This window comes from Aggregicoccus sp. 17bor-14, assembly GCF_009659535.1.
Taxonomy (GTDB): Bacteria; Myxococcota; Myxococcia; order Myxococcales; family Myxococcaceae; genus Aggregicoccus.
In genome coordinates, this window is sequence record NZ_VJZZ01000003.1 from 1 (window position 1) to 17,877 (window position 17,877).

Consider the following 17,877-nt stretch of genomic DNA (forward strand, 5'->3'; position numbering starts at 1 on the left):
CGAACACCTCGTAGCCCGCGCTCAACGGCACCAAGGACTCCAAGCCTCACACGTCTGGCCGAGCTGCTGCTCAGGTCATTGCCAAGGTGCGCCCGAGGGTCACGTCGGCGCTCGGGCGGTTACCGTCGTCCCAGAGCTAGACGCGCCGTGTCCGTCTCTATCGTTATCGCGGTACCAGGTGCGAAGCGTGCAGGTGCTCCCACACGTCTGCACGTCGGGATTGCATTCGGGCGGAGCCATTTGGATGGAGGTAGTCCCTGCATCTGGCGCCGCCCGTGCTGGACCAGCGATCAAAACGAAGAGAAGAAACAGACAGGCCCGGCTGCACCTGTTGGAAGGGACATTTTTGAGAAACTGCAGCGCCACGCGCAGTGCCATTTCGGAGGCCCGGTTTGGGTGTCGTAGGTCACAAGCTGCTGTGCAGGCTTGCTTGCCTTGACGGCGACCAGATGAGCATGCGCAGAAGCCGAAAATCGAGTCCAAGCCGCGAGCCTAGCGAATGCTAAGAACCTCACATTTCAGCTTTCGCTAGCAGTTGCCGGGCGAAGGTGCGTCCGTGTCATGTGGAAGTGCCGCACCCCTCGCGATTAGGGTCTGGAATTCATGCTCCCGCCGGGCTGGCGCTCATTCCGAGGCTGTCCAGTTCCAGGCAGGTGCACGACCGCGTCCATGCCCCAGCTCCTCGCAACGACCTCGTTCCGCCGGCCGCTCGTCGCTCTCCTCCTCGTGCTGGGCGGCTGCACGCAGGTGCCCACGCTCGAGCTCGTAGCGCCACCGCCCCTCGAGGCCGTGCGGGGCCAGCAGACTCCCTGGACCATCGAGGTCCGGCGCGGAGGCGGGCTCTCGGAGCCCATCGAGGTCTCGCTGCTCGACCTGCCCACGGGCGTGAGTGCTTCCCCCGTGACGATTGCTGCCGACGAGACCCAGGCGACGCTCGTCCTCGAGGCCGGCGTCTCGGCGGTGCCGGCGAGTGCCGTCGCGGTGCGGCTCGAGCTGCACGCGAGCGCCGTGGCGCAGTCCTCTTCCGCGCAGCTCACCGTGCGTGACCCAGGTGGCGCGGCGGACCACAGCTTCAACGCGACCGGCATTGTCGCCAGCGAGGGGCTCGTGCCGGGGCTGATGCGGGCGTGTGCCGTGGCCGGCGATGCGCAGGGGCAGAGCGTGACGCTCAACATCCTGCACGGCGACTACCTCCTGGAGAAGCGCGACGCACAGGGCCACCTGCTCGCGAGCTTCGGCAACCGCGGCCAGGTCCACGTTGGGCGGGGAACCGACTATGGGATCTCCGAGTGTGGCCTCGCCCTGCTCTCCGACGGCTCCATCCTAGTGGGGGGAACCTTCAGGGAGCCGGGAGACGACTACGATGCCTTCGTCGCGCGGTACACGGCAGACGGCTCACTCGACACCACGTTCGGGGTCGAGGGCTTCGCCGTGCCCTCGCGCAGCGTGGGGTATCTCGCCTTCGGCTTTGTCTCCGCTCTGCAGGTGGACACCGCGCGCCACATCTACATCGCGGCCACCGGCGGCTGGGTGACACGCGTGGTCCGGCTGACCGCGAACGGGACCTTGGATGCGACGTTCGGCACGCAGGGGGTGGCCACCTTCGAGGGCGCGGACGGCACCTCGATTAGAGGACTCCCCCGGCTTGCACTTGCGCCCGATGGCTCGGTCCTGGTGGCGAGCAGTCGGCAGCCTCGCGTGGATCCGAGTCCCGAGTGGTACCTCGACCTGCGCCGCTACACCTGGAACGGCAGGCTCGACGTCGGGTTCGGCTTCAACGGGGGGGTGACCGTCGAGGGGAGCGCCATCTCCTCCGGGATGGCGGCCCGGGTCGATGCGCTCGCGGTACGCCCTGACGGGCGCATCGTCGTGGGCGAGCTTGTCTGGGGGGACAACAGTTACAAGACCTGTGTGGTCCAGTACCGCGCGGACGGCACGCCCGACCCGGCCTTCGGCATCAGCGGCCGGCAGGTCCTGCCGACAGTCGGGGTCTATCAGTACGACTCGGTGCTGGGTCTCTACCCCTCGGCGGACGGCAAGCTCACGGTCGCCAACACCGCGTACAACGGCCTGGAACCCCGCTTCGCCGTGCTGCGACTCATCTCCGACGGGCGCCCCGATCCAAGCTTCAACGGCGGCCGCGTGTTCGACGTCGTGACGCCCCTGCTCCCGGGCGCTGCGAACGATTGGCAGATCAATCCCGGCGGGAGCGCGCTGCTGCCGGACGGCCGGCTCCTGATGCAGGCGGACCGGGGCGGCGGAGACGGCGACCGGGGACTGGTCCTCGCACGCGTCTGGCTCTGAGCGCCTCGGCCGCGCGCGGGCAGCCCTTCGGCGCCTTGCATCTAGGTCCAACGGTCGTGGGAGTCGCAGGGGGTTAGCTCCGTCGCGGAGGAGCCCCCATGCCCACCGCCCGCGTCCCCGTCGTCTTCATCCATGGCCTCTGGCTGCACACCGACAGCTGGAAGCCCTGGGTCGAGCTGTTCCGCACCGCCGGCTACGAGCCCTTCAACGTGGGCTGGCCCGGAGACTCGAGCACGGCGGAGGAGACGCGGGAGCATCCCGAGCGCCTGGCGGGCCGCAGCCTCGACGAGGTGACCGAGCACTACGCTCGCTTCATCCAGTCGCTGGACACGAAGCCCCTCCTGGTCGGCCACTCCTTCGGGGGCCTCATCGCCCAGAGGTTGCTGGGCCAGGGCCTCGCCGCAGGTGCCGTGTCCATCGCCCCGGCGCAGATGCGCGGGGTGTTGCCGCTGCCGCTGGTCCAGCTGCGCAACACGCTGCCGGTGTTGGGCAACCCGGCCAACTACAAGCGCGCGGTCTCGCTGACGCCGGAGCAGTTCCACCGCGCCTTCGCCAATGCGGTGTCGGAGGCGGAGTCCAACGCGCTGCATGCGCAGTACGCGATTCCTGCCCCCGCACGCCCGCTCTTCGAGGGGGCTCTCGCCAACCTCAACCCCCACACGTCGGCCCGCGTCGACTTCAACCATGCCGAGCGCGGGCCGCTGCTGCTCATCGCGGGCGGGAAGGACGGCACCGTGCCGGAGGTGGTGGTGCGCGCGGAGCACAAGCTGTACCGCAAGGCTCCGACCGTGAACGACTACCGGGTGTTCGCGGACCGCGGTCACTCGCTCACCATCGACCACGGCTGGCGGGAGATCGCCGAGGCGTCGCTGGAGTGGCTGGCCAGCAAGGGGCTGGACTCCACCCTCTCCGACGAGGCCCTCTGGTCCCAGCACGCTGCGTCACCTCCGTTTCCCTCCGAGGGGCCGCACGCCGGATGAGCGGACCCGCGCTGCGCCGCAGGCCTGCTCCTGCCGTCCAGCCCTTGTCGCTCATTCCTTTGGACAGTACCCGGACGCGACCGGCGAACAGACCGTCAGCCCGGACCGACGGACGCAGCGCCGCTCGCTGCGATGGGAGGCCTTCCATGTCCCGCTGCTGTTTCACGCTGCTGACGGCGGTGCTGCTCGCGCTGCCGGCCGCTGCCCAGGTGGAGCCGTTCCCGAAGGAGTTCCATACCCAGGAGGTCTCCACCAACGGCACCACGCTGCACGTTCGGGTGGGCGGCAAGGGACCGGCCGTCCTCCTGCTTCACGGGTATGGTGACACCGGGGACATGTGGGCGCCGCTCGCGGCCGAGCTCGTGCGCGACCACACCGTCGTGGTGCCGGACCTGCGCGGCATGGGCCTCTCGGCGCACCCGGACAAGGGCTTCGACAAGAAGAACCAGGGCCGCGACATGGCAGGGGTGCTGGACGCGCTGAAGATCGACCGCGTGGACCTGGTCACACACGACATCGGCAACATGGTCGGCTACGCGTTCGCCGCGCAGTACCCGGCGCGCGTCACCCGCTACGTGATCATGGATGCGCCGCTGCCTGGAGTGGGCCCCTGGGAGGAGATCCTCAAGAACCCGCTGCTATGGCACTTCCACTTCGGAGGTCCGGACATGGAGCGGCTCGTCAAAGGCCGCGAGCGGATCTACCTGGACCGCTTCTGGAACGAGTTCTCCGCCAACCCGAAGGCGTGGACCGAGGCGGCGCGCGAGCACTACGCGGCGCTCTACGCGCGGCCGGGTGCGATGCACTCGGGCTTCGCCCAGTTCGCCGCCTTCGACCAGGACGCGAAGGACAACAAGGCCTTCCTCGCGGCCGGGAAGCTGAACATGCCGGTGCTCGCCGTGGGCGGCGAGAAGTCCTTCGGGCCCACCATGGCCACGGTGATGCGCTTCGCGGCGAACAACGTCCAGGAGGCCGTGGTGCCCAACGCCGGCCACTGGCTCATGGAGGAGCAGCCCCAGGCCACCATCAAACTCATTCGCGACTTCCTCGCCCGATGAGCCCGCACCGGAACGCCGTACTCCTCGTCGTGGCGTTCGCACTGGCCACGTCTGCCACCGCGCAGGCGCCTGCGGGAGAGCAGCGCCGGACGCTCGAGGAGTATCGCGCGCAAGCCTCGGGCGGACCCGGCCGTGGCACCTCGGGCGTGGCGGGTATCCAGACCACGGTGCTCAAGGGCGATCCAGCCAAGGCCGGGCTCTACACCCTGCTGCTGCGGGTGCCGCCGCACACGCGCATCGCCGCGCACTCCCATTCCGATGACCGCGTGGGCACGGTGGTCTCCGGCACCTGGTACTTCGGCTATGGGCGCACCTTCGATGCCCAGGCCCTGCGCGCGCTGCCGCCGGGCAGCTTCTACACCGAGCCTCCGGACGACGCGCACTTCGCCGAGACGCGCGACAGCGAGGTGCTGGTGCTCCTCTCGGGCGTGGGCCCGTCGGAGACGACCTACGTGCGGCCCGAGGACGCGCCACACTGAGGGAGATGCACCATGCTCCAGCCTGCCACCCGGCCCGCGGACTCCCGCATCGTCGTTCTCGGCGGCGGAGTGGGAGGGCTCACCGCCACCCGGGAGCTGGACCGGCTCTTGCGCCGGGCGCAGCGGTCCGCGGCCGAGGTCCTCCTCGTCAGCCGGGAGAACTTCTTCGTCCTGCCGCCGCTGCTCTTCGAGGCGTGCTCGGGCGTGTTGGAGCTGCGCCACTGCGCCCAGCCCATCCGTCCCTGCCTGCGGGGCGCGCGCTTCCTCGAGGCGATCGTGCAGGGGGTGGACGTGGAGCGGCGCGTGGTGCACGCGCTCGGGGCCGAGGGGGTGGAGCATGCGCTCCCGTACGAGCACCTCGTCGTGGCCCTGGGCGCCTCCACGCAGACCGCGCTCATCCCGGGCTCGGCGCACGCCCTCACCTTCAAGTCCGTGGCGGATGCGCTGCGGCTGCGCAACCACCTGCTCGGCTGCTTCGAGCGCGCCGAGGCCGAGCGCAACCCGGCGCGGCGCCGGCAGCTGCTCACGCTGGTGATGATTGGGGGCGGCCTCGTCGGCGTGGAGCTCCTGGGAGAGCTGACGGCCTTCACCCGCGACGTCCTCCGGTACTACCCGGGGATCGCTCCCGATGAGCCCCGCTTCCACCTCTACGAGGGAGGCGAGCGGCTGCTGCGAGAGTCCACGCCCTTCCTCGGTGCGTACGCCGCGCGCGTGCTGCAGGCGCGCGGCGCCCAGCTCCACGTCGCCACGCGCGTGCTGGGCATCGAGCCCGGGCGCGTGCGCGCGCCGGACGGCGACGTCGAGGCCGGCACCGTGGTGCTGGTCTCCGGCATCAGGCCCAGCGAGGTGTCCGCCACGGTGGCGGTGACGCGAGACCGGCAGGGTCGCATCGTGACGGACGCGAGCCTGCGCAGCGTCAGTCATCCGGAGGTGTGGGCCATCGGCGACTGTGCCAGCGTCCCGGATCCCACGGGCAAGCCGTACTCCGCGCTCGCGCAGAACGCCGTGCGCGAGGGCCGCGCCGTCGCGCGGAACCTGGTCGCCGCCAGGGCGGGGCACAGGCCCGCGCGCTTCGTCCACCGCTCGCTCGGAACGATGGTCGCGCTCGGCCACCGCCAGGCGGCCGTGCACGCCCGTCGGCTGCACCTCACCGGGTTTCTCGCGTGGTGGATTCGCCGCACCTACTACCTCTTCCAGATGCCCCGCTGGGACACGCGGCTGCGCATCGCGCTCGACTGGACGGTCGCGCTGCTCTTCCGGCCCGACCCCTCGAAGGTCGAGGTCTTGCCAGAGCACGCGCTGTGGGCGGCGAGTCGCGAGCCGGCTGCGCCACCTCCCCCGGCCGCGCTCCCCGGAGGCATCGGGATGCCCTCGCCAGCGCCGGGCCACGGCTGAGCGGAGCCCGGCCTCGGCTGAGGGCGATTGCTGAGGTCCTGCACACGAACGGCCCGCGTGACCGCGGTCCAATATTCAAGGGCCGCCGCGTACACGCTCTTACGGGAATGGCCTCTTCAACTCCGGTCGAGCCCGCGCTCGCCTACGCCACGCCGCGCGGCCGGGGCGTGCTCGCCGCCACCGTGCTCGGCAGCGGCCTCGCGTTCATCGACGCCACGGTGGTGAACGTGGCCCTGCCGCGCATCGGCGAGGCGCTGGGCGCCGGGATGTCCGGGCTCACCTGGACGATCAACGGCTACATGCTCACGTTGGCCTCACTCATCCTGCTGGGCGGCTCTCTCGGAGACCGCTTCGGGCGCAAGCGCATCTTCCTCATCGGGGTGGTGTGGTTCGCAGTGGCCTCGCTCCTGTGCGGCCTCGCTCCGGGAATTCACGCGCTGATCGCCGCCCGAGCCCTGCAGGGTGTGGGCGGCGCGCTGCTCACCCCCGGGAGCCTCGCGCTGCTGCAGGCCTCCTTCCGCCCGGAGGACCGGGCGCAGGCCATCGGCGCCTGGTCGGGCCTGGGCGGCATCGCGGGCGCCGCCGGGCCCTTCCTCGGCGGCTGGCTCGTACAGGTGGCCAGCTGGCGCTGGGTGTTCCTCATCAACCTGCCGGTCGCGCTCGCGGTGGTGGTGCTCACCCTGCGCTGCGTGCCCGAGTCGAAGGACCCGGCGGCCTCGCAGCACTTGGATGTCCCCGGCGCGGTACTGGGCGCCGTCGGCCTCGGCAGCCTCACCTGGGGCCTCATCGCCTGGCAGGACCTCGGCGCGGGCTCGCACCGCGTGCAGCTGCTGCTCGCGCTCGGAGTCCTCGCCCTCGCGGGCTTCCTCCTGCGCGAGCACCGGGCAAAGGAGCCGATGCTGCCGCTCGGCCTCTTCGCCTCCCCCCTCTTCAGCGCGGTGAACGCCGTGACCTTCGTGGTCTACGCCGCGCTGGGCGGGATGTTCTTCTGGCTCGTGCTCGCGCTGCAGGTGGTGGCGGGCTTCAGCCCGCTCGTCTCCGGGCTCGCGCTGCTCCCGGTGACCGTCGTCATGCTGCTGCTCTCCGCGCGCATGGGCGCGCTCGCGCAGCGCATCGGTCCGCGCCTCCCGATGACGGTGGGGCCCCTGATTGCGGCGCTGGGCACCGCGGCCCTCACGCGCGTCCACGCGGGCTCCACCTACGTGGGAAGCGTGCTACCGCCCGTCCTGCTCTTCGGCCTCGGCCTCTCGCTCACGGTGGCACCGCTCACGGCGACGGTGCTCGCGGCGGCGCCCGTGCGGCACGCGGGGCTCGCGAGCGGGGTGAACAACGCGGTCGCGCGAGTCGCCGGCCTGCTCGCGGTGGCCGTGCTGCCGCTCGTCGCGGGCCTGAGCGGCGAGGCCTACAGCACCCCCGCGCTGCTGCAGCCTGCCTACCACCGGGCGATGTGGCTGTGCGCCGCGCTGCTCGCGCTCGGAGGCCTGCTCGCGGCCCTCTTCGTGCGCCGGCCGCTGACGGCGCCTGCCCCTGCGACGCCCCGCGGGCCGTGCCACCACTGCTGCGTGGATGCGCCACCGCTCACGCAGTGAGTGCTGCGTGAGCGTTCGTCCCGCCTCGAGGATCGAGGGAGCGCGCCCCCTCCCGTTACTTCGCGGCGGGCGCGGCGGCGGCGGGCGTCTGCTCGAGCTGGCGCAGCACCCGGTCCAGCTCCTTGCGCAGCGCAGGGCCGCGCAGCCGCGCGAGCTCGCGCAGCGAGCGGGTGCGCCCCAGCTCCTTCGCCACGAGGTAGCCGAGGAAGTAGCCCGCGCGCGGCGGCACCACCGGGTCCTCGCTCTTCTTCATGAACCAGCGCTCGTAGTCCCCCTGCTCCTTCGAGTCGAGCTTCGCGCGCAGCTGCGCCGCGAGCGCAGGCAGGTTCGCACGCGAGCGCGCGGGCATGTCGCGCGGCAGGCCGAAGAGGATGGCCTCGGGAGTGCCGGGGTTGAGCGTATCGGCGACGTACACGGCGAGGCCCTCGTGCCACAGCTTCTGCGCGAGCGTGTCCTCGAGCGCGGGGTCGGGGAACTGCTCGTGGTAGATGTGGAAGAGCTCGTGGTCGAAGAAGGACTCGGGGTTGGCCTCGGCGCCGTAGACGGCCGCCATCACGTCCGTGCCGAAGAGCAGTGCGGTACGGCCGTTCACCTGGCGGGTGGCGCCGTCGAAGGCGCCCATGGACACCAGGAAGTACACGTCCCCCGTGTACGCGAAGTCCGGGAAGGCCTTGCGGAAGCGCGCGTCGTAGCGCGGCAGGTCCTTGCCCACGCGCCCGCTCAGCATCCGCGCCACGTCCAGGTGCGGCCCCACGAAGGCCATGGCACGCGGCCAGCGCTCGGCCAGCTGCGGGCCCAGCGGCTTGTCCTTCTCGAGCGTGAGGACGGTGGCGTTGTAGACCTCGGGGTGTGCGCGCACGACGCGCTCCTCGAAGAGCCGCACCTGCTCGGCCTGCGGCTTGTCCTTCGCCTCGTCCCAGTAGCGCCAGAAGGTGGGCGTGAAGTCGTGCACGCGGTAGCCGGGCTTGGGGGGCGCGGCGGCGAGGGCGGGGAGCGCGAGGAGCGCAATGAGGATGAGTGAGGACGCACGCATGAACACTCCAGCTGCCCGCCTGCTCAGGCCGAGCCACACGACTTGGGATTCTTCGATGGTAGACGGCTCGACGCTCCGCTGATTGCCTAGAAGCCTCGGGGACCCGTGAGGGGCATCGAGTTTCCGTCTGGTCGGGAGCGAACTCGAACGGAGTCCGCATGACCGTCCGGACCGCCCGAAAGACCGTCCGGGCCGAAGATGTCCGGCTTCGTCGGCGCCTCGCCCAATCCGCCATCTGTCGTCGGTGGGCAGATGCAGAGAGCGACCGGGCAGCCAGGGTGCTTCAGCTCGGCCTGGGGCTCACCCGCACAAATCCGCGCACAGGGAACACGTTCAGGGCAGTTCTCGGATGGCTCCCGTTGGCCTTTGCAACCCAGCAGGGCAACCACCATCGACACGCCGCCGAGGAGCCGGAACAAGGGCATGGTCCTCAGTCTACGAGAGGCCGCTCATTTATGGGGCAGCATCAGCGTGGCCAGCAGGTAGGCGTTGAGCGCAGTGATGAGCACCGCGCACCCGTAGCCGGCCACTCGCATCCAGCGCGGGCTCACCAGGGGCCCCATGCGCTTCGCGTCCGAGGTCAGGCGCAGCAGCGGGAACACGGCAAAGGGCAGCTGCAGGCTCAAGACCACCTGCGAGGCCACGAGCAGCTGACCCGCGCCGCGCTCACCCATGGCGATCGTCACCAGCAGTGCAGGCACCAGCGCGACCGCGCGCGTGGCGAGCCTGCGCACCCACGGCCGCAGCCGGATGCGCAGGAAGCCCGTCATCACGATCTGCCCGGAGAGGGTTCCCGTGAGCGTCGCGCTCTGCCCCGCGGCGAGCAGCGCCACGGCGAAGAGCGTCGCCGCTCCGGCCGAGCCCAGCAGGGGCGCGAGGAGGCGGTGCGCGTCCTCCAGCTCGGCCACCTGGGTGAGGCCTGCCACGTGGAAGGTGGAGGCCGCGAGGATGAGCAGCGCGGAGTTCACCAGCATCGCGAGCGAGAGCGAGAGCACCGAGTCCAGCGTCGCGTGGCGCACCGCCTCTCGGCGCCCGGGCTCGGTGGGCTCGTAGGCGCGCGTGTGCACGAGGCTCGAGTGCAGGTACAGGTTGTGCGGCATCACCGTGGCCCCGAGGATGCCGATGGCCACGTAGAGCATCCCGGGCTCCTGCAGCACGTGCACGCCGGGCACGTAGCCGCGCAGCACGCCGCCGAGGTCCGGCCGCGAGAGCAGCAGCTCGAAGCCGAGGCAGCCGGCCACCACGCTCACCAGCACGATGATGCACACCTCGAGCGCGCGGATGCCGCGCCCCTGCAGCGCGAGCAGCAGCAGCACGTCCAGGCTGGTGAGGGCGACGCCCCAGGGTAGCGGCAGCCCGAAGAGCAGCTTGAGCGCGATGGCGCTGCCCAGCACCTCGGCGAGGTCCGTGGCGGCAATCGCCAGCTCCGCGAGCAGCCACAAGGGCACGGCCGCGCGCGGGTAGGCCTCGCGGCAGCCCTGGGCGAGGTCCAGGCCGCTGCCCACGCCGAGGCGCACGCACAGCGTCTGCAGCAGCATGGCCATGAGGTTGGACAGCAGCACCACGCTGAGCAGCGCGTAGCCGAAGCGGCTGCCGCCCACGAGGTCCGTGGCCCAGTTGCCCGGATCCATGTACCCCACCGCGACGAGCGCGCCGGGGCCGGCGAAGCCGAGGAAGCGGCGCCAGCCGCGGCGCGGGCTCAGCCGCACGCTGCGGAAGGCGCCGCCCAGTGCATCCCAGCCCCGCGGGGCGCGGGCATCACCGGAGGCAGGCTCGAGCGGCGAGTCCATCCGCCCGGGCCTAGCGCCCTTCCCCGCCCGCCGGAAGTGGCTGCGCGCCGCGGTGCATGGTGGCGGTCAGTGCTTCGGCGGCTTGGCGCTCTCGGGCCGCGTCACCCGTCCCCCCCCAGGCCCTGCGCCCAGGTCCGCACCCGTCACCGGGTTGCTCGAGGCCTGCGAGGCCGTGCGCTTCGCGTTGTTCTTGATGAGCGCCATCTCCTCCGCGCTGAGCCCCACCGAGGCGCCGCCCGTGCCGCCGTCCACCGCCATCTGCTTCTCGCGGTCGGTGATGTACTCCCACTGCTCGCCCTGGTTCCACGGGCCCAGCGTGTCCGCGGTGCCCTGCGACATCCGGTAGTACTTGTCCGTGTACGCAGGCACGCCCGGCAGCTTGCCTGGCGGGAAGTTCGGCTCGATGGCGTACAGCGCCTTCTCGAAGGACTTCTGGTGCGCCACCTCGCGGGTCATCAGGAAGCCCAGCGCCTCGCGCACGCCTGGGTCGTCCGTCACGTTGATGAGGCGCTCGTAGACGATCTTCGCGCGCGACTCGGCGGCGATGTTCGAGCGCAGGTCGCACGTGGGGTCGCCGATGCTGTCGATGTACGCCGCGGTCCAGGGCACCCCGCCCGAGTTCGTCAGCGGCGGCCCACCGCCGTAGAGCACCTGCGTGAGGTGGCTGTCGTTGCCGGCGCCGGTGATGGAGCGGTACATCTCCGCCTGCTCCTGGGTGCCTTCCGCGAGCCGGCCCTTCGCGCCCTTGTTCAGCATGGCGACGATGGTGCCGATGATCTCCAGGTGGCTCAGCTCCTCGGTCGCGATGTCCAGCAGCATGTCCTTGCGCCCCGGATCCTCCTCGGCGAGCGCCTGGGTGAAGTAGCGCATCGCCGCGGCGAGCTCGCCCTGCGGGCCGCCGAACTGCTCGAGCATGAGGTTGGCGAGGCCGGGGTTCGTCTCGGTGACGCGCACCGTGTACTGGAGCTTCTTGTTGTGCATGAACACGCAGATGTCTCCTGGTGAGGGGCCAGAGGAATGCGACCGCGCACCCGGTCCATCCACGCGTCCCCTGTTCTGGACGGTGGTTCGGTGCTTCGGGCCCGTGGCGGTCTGGGCAGGGGGCTGCCCACGAGATCAGAGGTGCTTCGGCTCCCCCACCCTGACAAGCAGGCCCTGCTGCCCGGACGCAGCCGCCCGCTGCGGCCGCCTGCACGGGAGCCGGAGGCCGCGCGGACGGGGAATGCGCCGCGAGGCGCTAGTTCCGACCCCAGCGCCGCGGCTGCTCGAAGCGCAGGAAGCCGCTCGCCTCCTCTGAGGCGAGGGTCTGTGCCTCCTGCCCGAAGAGCCGCTCGCGAAGCTGTGCGAGTCGCCTCGCCTGCTCCTCACCCTGGTAGTCGCGCAGCAGCGCGGCCCGCTCGGCCATGTAGCGCTCGCCCACGCTCCAGCGCGCATCGCGCGTGCCGTCCAGCTGCTCCCAGCGCCCCAGGGCCTGCGCATCCATCCCGAGCCCCGAGCGGATGTCGCGCAGCTGCGCGGAGCGCTCGGCTGCCGGCAGCGCCGAGAGCTCGCGCTGCACCGAGCCCAGGTCCAGGAAGCGGTCCAGCGCCTCTTGCCGGTGGCGCTCGAGGAAGGCGGGGGCCGCGTCGCCGTAGGCCTCCTTCAGGCTCTCGCGGTAGCGCTGCAGGCGATCGGGGAGGCGCGCATCCGGTGCGGCGTCGATCTGCGCGAGCGCCTTCGCGACGCGCTCGCTGCGCAGCTCGAAGGCCCAGATCTCCTCCGCGTCCGCCTTGCCGAACAGCGCCTCGCGCTGGGCCCACAGGTTCGCGCGCCGGTCCTCCGCGTCGAGCGCCTGGAGGTCTCCCGCGTTCGCCTGCATCCAGGCCTCGTACCCGAGCCACTGCTCGAGCCGCGCGGAGAGCAAGGCGTAGGAGTCCGGGAAGGCCGCCTGCAGCGTGCGCAGGAGCTCGGCCTTCCAGTCGGGCCCGCGCCCGCGGAACTCGCGCACCAGGGCCTCGATGAGCTTGAGCTGGATGAGCGGGCTCGAGAGCCGCGCGCCGTAGCGTGCGCGCAGGGTGGCGATGAAGGCCTGCTGCTGCTCAGGCGGGAGCGCGGCGCTCGCGAGCAGGGGCGCGACGCCGGGACGCGCGCTCGTGCTCGTGCTCGTGCTCGTGCTCGAGGTCGCGGCAGGCGCGGACGCGGGTACCGCGGCATGTTCGGAGCGACGCCGCACGAGCCACAGCCCGAGCAGCGCGAGCGCGACGAAGGCGACGAGGGCGAGGCGCTTCATGGCTCGCTAGTCGTACGCCGCGATGTAGTCGAAGATCGCCGCGTAGAACTCGGGCTCGTCGAAGGTGTCCGGCCCCACGCCGACCACGTCCAGGTGGTCCTGGTTGATGACGCTCGAGCTGCTCGTCATCTGCAGGCTGCTGGGCGCGTTGAGGTTGCCCACGTACCCGAGCGCCGTGTCGGTGCTCACGCTGTCGAAGCCGAAGGCGTTCTCCGCGTAGCGCAGCCGGTAGCCCATCTGCGCCGAGTTGATGCCCACCAGCCCGTCGTCGTCGTTCTCGTCGCGCACGCCGTCGCCCTTGCCCGCGGCGCCGTCCGCGTCGCAGTCGTCCACGCAGTAGCCGTCACCGTCGATGTCGTAGAACAGGTTCTTGAGCAGGTAGAGCGCGGGGTTCACGCTGGCCCCCCGCTGCGCGGTGATGAGCGACGCGTAGCGGGCCGCATAGCGCGCATCCACCGGGTAGGCCGCGTTGAAGGCCTTGGCGCCGGTGGTCTTGCCGTCGTTCGGGTCGAAGTCGTCGTACACGAGCTGCTTCGCGCCCGCGTACCCGTCGTTGCCCGCCTTGTAGATGCTGTCGCCGTAGTAGCGCGCGAGCGCGTCGATGACGCCCGTCACCCCGCTGCCCTGCTTGAGGATGTACTTCGCCACGGGCGAGCCGCGGTGCGGCGAGGACACGCTCACCAGCACGCGCACCACCGTGTAGCCGCGCCGCTCGTAGAGCACGCGCGCCGCCTTGCGCGCATCCAGCCCGCCCTGCGAGTGCCCGATGAGGTTCACCCGGCTCGCGCCGCTGGTGGCCATGAAGCCCTCCACGTCGTTGGCCAGGTCCAGCCCGCGCACCTCCGAGGACTGGAAGGCCTGCACCTGCGCGACGAAGGCCCTCTGCCCGTCGTCGATGTCCTCGTTGCAGGCCACCTCGAGGAAGGCGTCGCACGGGTCACCCACGAAGGTGCCGTAGTCGTCTCCCCAGTAGTCGTAGCCCAGGAGGTTGTCGAAGCCTCCCATGCCGTGCGCGAACACCACCGGGTACGTGGTGCGCGCGGCTCCCGCCCACGCACCGCTCGCGCTCCCGAGCACTGCCAGCACCGCCGCTGCTGCCACCCACCCCATGCGTCCTTGCAACGTGACCTCCCGGCCTGGGACCAGTCCCGGGGGAGGACGATGCGCCAGCCCGCACGCGCAGTGCGAGCCCGGCTGACTCCAGAATCACACGCAGCGTGAACTGCCGGTCACTCCGGCAGGGCGCAGTGTTCTCAGAGCGTGCTGAGCGCCACGCGGTACAGGGCCCGGTAGCCCATCTTCGGCGCGGGCTCGAAGCCGTCCAGGTTGAACACCTCGCGCAGGATGTGCTGCCCGTCGGCGCTCTGCGCCATGCCGGTGAAGGCGGCCTCCAGCGCGCTCGCCGACTCGGGGGTGACGCTGGCGGCGAGGCACACGCCGTCGTTGGGGGCCTCGTCGGTGAAGGCCACGAGCGAGAACTGGCGCCCCTTGCCCGGCAGCACCTGCTCCACGCTGGTCTCGAAGCTCTCGCCCACCTTCTCGGGTGGGTTGAAGAGGCCGGCCACGTCCGCCTTGTTGTCCAGCACCGCCTCGAGCGCCGCGCGGTAGCTGCCCACGAAGGCCTGCGAGGCGAAGAGCTTCGCGGGGTCGAGCTTCTTGCTCTTGAGCAGCGCGAGCGGCAGCAGGAAGCCGGCCACCGCGTCGCGGTCCACCCAGGCGGCGCGCGTGCCCTGCAGCTTCTCCAGGGTGAGCCCGGCGCCCGCGCGCGCCACCAGCGCCGCGCGGTAGGTGGAGGCGCCCTTGCGCACGCCGCGCACCAGCACCCGCAGGTTCTGCGACTCGAGCCGCGCGCACACGAAGGGCGGCGCCCACACGGCATCCAGGCGCCCCTCCTGCAGGTCCCTGGCGAGCGCGTCGTAGCTCTGGGCGATCTGCACCTGCACCAGCTTGCCGATGTGCGGGCTGAGCAGGTTCTCCAGCCGGTCCGCCCGGACCCTCGCGATGTTCGCCCCGAGGCTCGCGGGGACACCGAAGCGGAAGGAGTGGCGGGCGGCAGAGGTGGGCATGGCGTGTCCTCTCGCTTCAGGTCAGGGCGCTGAGGCGGGCGACCTCGTCGTCCGCGAGGCCGAAGGTGGCCTGCAGCAGGTCCAGCAGGCGCTGCTCGGCGGGGCTCGCGCTGCCGCTCGCGTGGGCGATCTGCGAGGCGAGCCGGAAGGCCTTCATGCGCTGCGAGTGGGTGGCAAGTCCCTGGGCGAGGACCTGGAGGCGCTGCGGCAGCCCCTCGGAGACGAGCGCGCTCACCGCGTCCGTGATGAAGCCCTGGGCGCGCTCGGCGCTCACCGCGTGGAAGAGCGGGTCGCTCGCGAGGCTCTCCACCAGCGCGCGCATCTCCGCCTCCTTCACCCGCCCGTCGGCAGCAGACACCAGCACCATCACCTCGGCGTAGAGGCGCTCGAGCGGCTCGCCCAGCGCCTCGGCGAGGCTGCCGCCCTGCTCCACCACCTCGATGATCTGCGCGACCTCCTGCTCGCTGATGCCGAGGGCCGCCTGGAAGGTCTTGAGCAGCCCCAACTCCATGCGGGTCGCGCGCTGGTCCGCGAGCGCCACCGCCGCCGCCAGCCCGAAGGCGAGCATGCGGTTCTTGTGGTCCGGCAGCCGCTGGCGCAGGGACGCGAGGATCTCCTGCAGGTCGTGCGCGAGCGAGAGCTTCTTCGCGCTGTGCTCCACCAGCGCGTTGAGCTCCTCGGGGCGGGTGCCCTCGAACTCGGGCCGCTCGATCACGCGCGCGAGCAGCGTGCGCATCTCCATCTGGGACACGCGCCCGTCGGCCATCGCCGCGAGCAGCATGGTCTCCACCAGCGCGGCATTGCGGTCCTTGCGGGCGGCTACAGCCTGCTCTCGAGCCATGGGTCGTTGCTTCCTTCCTCGGGGTGGAGTGCGAAGAGCTCGCGGTCCAGCAGGTGGCTCGGACGCACGTTGCTCATGGCCGAGAGCACGCTCTGGCGCACGTTGGGGATGTCCTTTCCCAGCTCCTCCATCAGCCGCTGCATGCGCTTGCGCTGCAGGTTCTCCTGCGAGCCGCACAGGTCGCAGGGGATGATGGGGAAGCCCTTGGCCTCGGCGAACGCGGCGATCTCCTTCTCGGGCGCGTAGGCGAGCGGGCGGATGACGGTGTTGCGGCCGTCGTCGCTGCGCAAGAGCGGCGGCATGGCCTTGAGGCTGCCCGCGAAGAACAGGTTGAGCAGCAGCGTGTGGATGAGGTCGTCGCGGTGGTGGCCCAGGGCAATCTTGGTGCAGCCCAGCTCCACCGCGGCCGTGTAGAGGATGCCGCGGCGCATGCGGCTGCACACCGCGCACTGCGTCTTGCCCGGCGGGGTCTTCTCGAGGACCACGCTGTACGTGTCCTCCTTGAGCATGCGGTAGGCGTAGCCCTCGCGCTGGAAGTAGCCCTCCAGGGTGGCGGCCGGGAAGCCGGGGTGGCCCTGGTCCAGGTTCACCGCGAGGAGCTCGAACTTCACCGGCGCCCGCTTCTGCAGCTCGCGCAGCAGGTAGAGCAGCGTGTAGGAGTCCTTGCCTCCGGAGACGCCCACCATGATGCGGTCGCCCTCCTGGATGAGCTGGAAGTCGGAGATGGCCCGGCCCATGTGGCCGAGGAGGGATTTTTCGAGGCGGGCGGCGTCAGTCACGGCCCGGCCATCCTAGCGGCGGCGGCGGAAAAAACACCCCACACCTTCGTCACGGCTCCGCTAGCCTGCCTGGCTGCGATGGCGAGCTATCCGGAAGGCGCAGTGGACGTGGTGGATGCGGCGGGAGCCCAGGCAGCCGCCCAGGCGCTGGCCCCCGCGCCCGAGCTGGCGGTGGACCTGGAGGCGGACGCGATGCACGCCTTCCGCGCGCGCCTGTGCTTCGTGCAGCTCGCCACCGACCGCGAGCTCTTCCTCTGGGACACGCTCGCCCCCGGCGTGGACGTGAAGCTGCTCGCCGCGCAGCTGCTCGACCCCGCCTGCACCAAGTACTTCCACGCCGCGCAAGGGGACCTGCAGTACCTCGCGGAGGCGGGCGTCCGGGTGAAGGGCCTCTTCGACACCCACCGCGCCGCGACGCTCTTGGGCTGGCCCAAGGTGGGGCTCGCGGACCTCGCCCGCGAGCGCCTGGGCGTAGAGCTGCCCAAGGAGCACCAGCAGTCCGACTTCTCCCTGCGGCCCCTGCCCGAAGGCATGCGCGAGTACATCGCGAACGACGTGCGCTACCTCTGCGAGCTGGGCCGGCAGGTGAAGGAGGAGTGCCGCAAGGCGGACATCCTCGAGGAGGTGCTGCTCGACTGCGACCGGATGTGCGACGAGGCGATGGCGCGGCCCGACGTGGGCGCGGACTTCCGCCCGAAGCTGCCGCGCTCGGGGCTCTCGGCCGGGCAGGTGGCGCTCGCCACCGCCATCGCCCAGGCGCTGCACCTCAAGCGGCTGCAGTGGGCCGAGGCGGACAACGTGCCCATGGGGCGCATGCTCAGCAACATGGCGGTGACGGACCTCGCGCTCAAGCCGCCCTCCAACGCGAAGGAGCTCTCGCGCGCGGCCGGCGTGCGCGGCGCCTTCGTGCGCGCCCACGGCGACGAGGTGCTGCAGGTGGTGCGCGAGATCCTCGAGAAGGCGCGCGCGGGCACCCTGCCCCCCGAGCCCGAGTCGCGCGGCCCCAAGGACCCGAACAAGCGCAAGCGCGAGGAGGCCCTCAAGGCCTTCCGCGTGGCCAAGAGCCAGGAGCGCAAGGTGACGCCCTCCGCCATCCTGCCCAACGCCGTGCTGGACACGCTCGCCACCGAGGCGCCCGTGGACCTGGAGGCGCTCGCGCAGGTGCCCTACCTCGGCGAGAAGCGCCTGCGCATGTACGGCGCCGAGCTGGTGGCGCTGCTCGCCACCTTCCCGCGGCCTCCCGGGGACGCGCCCCCGCCCGCCCAGGGCAACCTCTTCTGAAGTCGGGGTGCGG

At 71.3% G+C, this 17,877-nt stretch carries 15 protein-coding genes; 7 read left to right on the forward strand and 8 right to left on the reverse strand.

Annotated features, from left to right (window positions below; all coding sequences use genetic code 11):
• Window positions 1–669: 669 nt before the first annotated feature.
• The 6 genes from FGE12_RS06530 (at window position 670) to FGE12_RS06555 (ending at window position 7,805) form a co-directional block, all read left to right on the forward strand.
• Window positions 670–2,304 carry a hypothetical protein gene (locus FGE12_RS06530; protein ID WP_194797654.1) on the forward strand — a complete coding sequence of 545 codons (1,635 nt, stop codon included), beginning with the start codon at window positions 670–672 and terminating at the stop codon, window positions 2,302–2,304.
• Window positions 2,305–2,402: 98 nt separating this feature from the next.
• Complete coding sequence (locus FGE12_RS06535) at window positions 2,403–3,284, forward strand: alpha/beta hydrolase (RefSeq protein WP_153865536.1); 882 nt, start codon at window positions 2,403–2,405, stop codon at window positions 3,282–3,284.
• A 146-nt stretch (window positions 3,285–3,430) separates the two neighbouring features.
• The gene (locus FGE12_RS06540) at window positions 3,431–4,342 is read left to right on the forward strand and encodes an alpha/beta fold hydrolase (RefSeq protein WP_153865537.1); all 912 of its coding nucleotides are present in this window, start codon (window positions 3,431–3,433) and stop codon (window positions 4,340–4,342) included.
• 29 nt (window positions 4,343–4,371) lie between these two features.
• The gene (locus FGE12_RS06545; protein ID WP_228530635.1) at window positions 4,372–4,821 is read left to right on the forward strand and encodes a cupin domain-containing protein; all 450 of its coding nucleotides are present in this window, start codon (window positions 4,372–4,374) and stop codon (window positions 4,819–4,821) included.
• 12 nt (window positions 4,822–4,833) lie between these two features.
• Window positions 4,834–6,216 carry an NAD(P)/FAD-dependent oxidoreductase gene (locus FGE12_RS06550; RefSeq protein ID WP_153865539.1) on the forward strand — a complete coding sequence of 461 codons (1,383 nt, stop codon included), beginning with the start codon at window positions 4,834–4,836 and terminating at the stop codon, window positions 6,214–6,216.
• Window positions 6,217–6,323: 107 nt separating this feature from the next.
• Complete coding sequence (locus FGE12_RS06555; protein ID WP_153865540.1) at window positions 6,324–7,805, forward strand: MFS transporter; 1,482 nt, start codon at window positions 6,324–6,326, stop codon at window positions 7,803–7,805.
• Between the two features lie 55 nt (window positions 7,806–7,860).
• On the opposite strand, the gene FGE12_RS06560 is transcribed toward FGE12_RS06555, so the two are convergent.
• The 8 genes from FGE12_RS06560 to ttcA form a co-directional block, all read right to left on the reverse strand.
• Complete coding sequence (locus FGE12_RS06560) at window positions 7,861–8,838, reverse strand: hypothetical protein (RefSeq protein WP_153865541.1); 978 nt, start codon at window positions 8,836–8,838, stop codon at window positions 7,861–7,863.
• A 449-nt stretch (window positions 8,839–9,287) separates the two neighbouring features.
• Window positions 9,288–10,628, reverse strand: coding sequence for an Nramp family divalent metal transporter (locus FGE12_RS06565; protein ID WP_153865542.1), 1,341 nt, complete (start codon window positions 10,626–10,628; stop codon window positions 9,288–9,290).
• Between the two features lie 66 nt (window positions 10,629–10,694).
• Entirely contained in the window at window positions 10,695–11,609 is a 915-nt protein-coding gene (locus FGE12_RS06570) for a manganese catalase family protein (protein WP_153865543.1), read from the reverse strand.
• A gap of 256 nt (window positions 11,610–11,865) precedes the next feature.
• On the reverse strand, window positions 11,866–12,897 hold the full coding sequence (locus tag FGE12_RS06575; protein WP_153865544.1) for a hypothetical protein: 1,032 nt from the start codon (window positions 12,895–12,897) through the stop codon (window positions 11,866–11,868).
• 6 nt (window positions 12,898–12,903) lie between these two features.
• Window positions 12,904–14,007, reverse strand: coding sequence for a triacylglycerol lipase (locus tag FGE12_RS06580; RefSeq protein WP_153865925.1), 1,104 nt, complete (start codon window positions 14,005–14,007; stop codon window positions 12,904–12,906).
• A gap of 143 nt (window positions 14,008–14,150) precedes the next feature.
• Complete coding sequence (locus tag FGE12_RS06585) at window positions 14,151–14,963, reverse strand: phosphate/phosphite/phosphonate ABC transporter substrate-binding protein (protein WP_153865545.1); 813 nt, start codon at window positions 14,961–14,963, stop codon at window positions 14,151–14,153.
• Window positions 14,964–14,979: 16 nt separating this feature from the next.
• The gene (locus FGE12_RS06590) at window positions 14,980–15,804 is read right to left on the reverse strand and encodes a TerB family tellurite resistance protein (protein ID WP_153865546.1); all 825 of its coding nucleotides are present in this window, start codon (window positions 15,802–15,804) and stop codon (window positions 14,980–14,982) included.
• Window positions 15,783–16,583 (reverse strand): tRNA 2-thiocytidine(32) synthetase TtcA, encoded by an 801-nt coding sequence (gene ttcA, locus FGE12_RS06595; protein WP_194797656.1) that lies wholly within the window; start codon window positions 16,581–16,583, stop codon window positions 15,783–15,785. The genes FGE12_RS06590 and ttcA overlap by 22 nt, the downstream gene beginning before the upstream one ends.
• Before the next feature lie 78 nt (window positions 16,584–16,661).
• Here ttcA and FGE12_RS06600 point away from each other — a divergent pair, with 78 nt between their 5' ends.
• Window positions 16,662–17,864, forward strand: coding sequence for a ribonuclease D (locus FGE12_RS06600; RefSeq protein ID WP_153865548.1), 1,203 nt, complete (start codon window positions 16,662–16,664; stop codon window positions 17,862–17,864).
• Window positions 17,865–17,877 lie beyond the last annotated feature (13 nt).